Here is a 2,491-nt window from a genome sequence, read left to right on the forward strand (position 1 = left end):
TGGTCGACGGCCTGCGTCTGGCGCTGACCACCCTCACGGTCCTGCCCGTCCGCACCGGCCGCATCGACCGCCGCGCCGCCGCCGTAGCGATGAGCGCCGCCCCGCTGATCGGCGCCCTGCTCGGAGCACTCCTGGCCGCCCTCTTCGCCCTCCTGGGTCAGGGCCTCCTGGCCGCCACGGTCACCGTGGCCGCGAGCGCACTGCTCACCCGGGGCCTGCACCTGGACGGCCTGGCCGACACCGCCGACGCCCTCGGCTCCTACCGCCGGGGCGACGCCGCCCTCGCGATCATGAAGAAGTCCGACATCGGCCCGTTCGGCGTCGCGGCCATCGCGCTGACCCTGCTGATCCAGGCCGCCGCCCTGACCGAGCTGACACCGTGGGCGATCGTCGCGGCCTGGGCAGCCGGCCGTCTCGGTGTCACCCTGGCCTGCCGTCGCGGCGTACCCTCCGCGCGGCCCGACGGTCTGGGCGCGCTGGTCGCTGCGACCGTACCGGTGCCGGTCGTGATCCTGGCCGCGGCCGTCGTCGCGGCCGGGGCCGTCTGGGCGGTGCCGGGCCGGCCGTGGCAGGGTCCGGCCGCCGTCGCCGGCGCGCTGCTGGTGGCGGTCCTGCTGCTGCGGCATGCGGTACGGCGGTTCGGCGGCATCACCGGTGACGTCATCGGCGCGACCGTCGAGGTGACCACCACGCTGACGGTGATCGGTCTAGCCGTGCGCTGAGTCGTACGCCTTGACGACCCTCTTCGGTGCGGTCCGCCGCCACGCCTCCGTCACGACCTGCCGCAGCTCGTCCGGGTCGGCCTCGGCCAGCACCACCGTGACCCAGCCGAAGCGGCCCACGTACGGCGCCGGGGCGTAGATGTGCGGGGCCGCGGCGATCAGCTCGGCCTGGTCCTCCCGGGACGCCTTCACCGAGATGGTGCCGCTCTCGCCGCCGCCCGAGGCGAACATCTTGTCGCCGTACCGCAGGGTGTTGTGGCCCCAGTTCTCGACGAAGACCTCGGCGCACCCGGGCAGGGCCAGGACCCATTCGCGCACCTGGTCGTAGGTGACGCTCACCGCACCGAGGGCTGCACGAACGGCGGCTTCACGATCTTCGCCTCGGTCCGGCGGCCCCGGATGTCGATCTGGACCAGGTCGCCCTCGGCCAGCCCGGCCGCCGTGCCGAGCAGGGCCAGCGCGATGCCGATCTTCTTCGTCGGCGAGAACGTGCCGCTGGTGACCTCGCCCACGAGCGCGTCGCCCGCGTACACCTGCATGTGACCCCGCGGGATGCCGCGGCCGGTCAGCTCCAGGCCGCGCAGCAGCCGGCGGGGTCCTGCTGCCTTCTCGGCGAGCAGCGCGTCGCGGCCCCAGAACGCGGGCTTGGACCAGCCGACCGCCCAGCCGGAGCGGGCCTGCACCGGGGTGATCTCCAGGGACAGCTCCTGGCCGTGCAGCGGGTAGCCCATCTCGGTGCGCAGCGTGTCGCGGGCGCCGAGCCCGCACGGGCGTACGCCGGCCTCGACCAGCGCGTCCCAGACGGTGACCGCGTCGTCCCACGGCACGACCAGCTCGTAGCCCTGCTCGCCGGTGTAGCCGGTGCGGCAGACGATCAGGTCGACGCCGTCGATCCGGGCCGGGTTGAACGACATGTACTCGTGGCCGGTCGGCAGGCCCAGCTTGGTGACCGTCTCGGCGGAGTGCGGGCCCTGGACGGCGAGGACCGCGTAGCTGCGGTGCTCGTCGGTGACCGTGATGCCCTCCGGCGCCGCGGCGGCGAGCCGGCGGACCACCTCGGCCGTGTTCGCGGCGTTCGGGATCAGGAAGACCTCGTCCGGGCCGATCAGGTACGCGATCAGGTCGTCCACCACGCCGCCGGTGGCATCGTCGCAGCACAGGGTGTACTGCGCCTTGCCCGGCGCGATGCGGCCCAGGTCGTTGCTGAGGCAGGAGTTCACGAAGTCCGCGGCGCCGGGGCCGGTGACCCGGGCCTTGCCCAGGTGCGACACGTCGAACACGCCGACGGCTTCCCGGACTGACGTGTGCTCGCGCAGGACGCCGCCACCGGCGTACTCCAGCGGCATCTCCCAGCCGCCGAAGGCGGCGAACTTGGCCCCGAGCGCGACGTGGCGCTCGTGCAAAGGCGAACGGAGCAGGGCTGCGGCCTCGGTCGACATGAGTGGCAACTTACCGGTGACCTCGCATGTGGTTAGCATCGGCGGGACACCATCACCGATCGGCGCGACCCGCGCCGGGGTGACCACACCGCCGGGGCGGCCCACGAGGGAGCTCCGGCCCCTCATCGTCGCGGAGCCCGAGTGACCCACCCCGCCCCCACTCTCACCCTGGTCGACAGCGACCCCGCCGAACTGGCCGTCGATGCGATCGTCATCGGGCTGCACAGTCAGCCCGACGAGGGTGGCGCGCTGCTGCCGGCGGCCGGCGCGGAGAGCATCGCCGCCGCGTTCGACGGCAAGCTGACCTCGACCCTGGCCCTGCTGGGGGCC

General features: G+C 73.7%; 3 protein-coding genes and 1 pseudogene. 2 read left to right on the forward strand and 2 right to left on the reverse strand.

Annotation, left to right across the window (positions count from 1 at the left end; all coding sequences use genetic code 11):
- The first annotated feature begins 11 nt into the window (after positions 1 to 11).
- Positions 12 to 722: an adenosylcobinamide-GDP ribazoletransferase gene (gene cobS, locus AB0C29_RS43225; RefSeq protein ID WP_360833438.1), complete on the forward strand. Its 711-nt coding sequence runs from the start codon at positions 12 to 14 to the stop codon at positions 720 to 722.
- Here cobS and AB0C29_RS43230 read toward each other — a convergent pair.
- Both AB0C29_RS43230 and gcvT read right to left on the reverse strand, forming a co-directional pair.
- The gene (locus AB0C29_RS43230; protein WP_360833434.1) at positions 708 to 1,061 is read right to left on the reverse strand and encodes an MmcQ/YjbR family DNA-binding protein; all 354 of its coding nucleotides are present in this window, start codon (positions 1,059 to 1,061) and stop codon (positions 708 to 710) included. The genes cobS and AB0C29_RS43230 overlap by 15 nt on opposite strands.
- Complete coding sequence (gcvT, locus tag AB0C29_RS43235; RefSeq protein WP_360833436.1) at positions 1,058 to 2,161, reverse strand: glycine cleavage system aminomethyltransferase GcvT; 1,104 nt, start codon at positions 2,159 to 2,161, stop codon at positions 1,058 to 1,060. Before gcvT ends, AB0C29_RS43230 begins: the two co-directional genes overlap by 4 nt.
- A 141-nt stretch (positions 2,162 to 2,302) precedes the next feature.
- On the opposite strand from gcvT, the pseudogene AB0C29_RS43240 reads away from it, so the two are divergent.
- Positions 2,303 to 2,491: pseudogene (locus AB0C29_RS43240) on the forward strand (leucyl aminopeptidase); the annotation flags it as partial.

The sequence above is a fragment of the Actinoplanes sp. NPDC048791 genome, from assembly GCF_040650095.1.
In the GTDB taxonomy this organism is placed as follows: Bacteria; Actinomycetota; Actinomycetes; order Mycobacteriales; family Micromonosporaceae; genus Actinoplanes.

What these genes read in the sequence shown, in the direction of transcription:
- gcvT (WP_360833436.1), bottom strand. Translation starts at nt 2,161, where the DNA reads ATGTCGACCGAGGCCGCAGCCCTGCTCCGTTCGCCTTTGCACGAGCGC.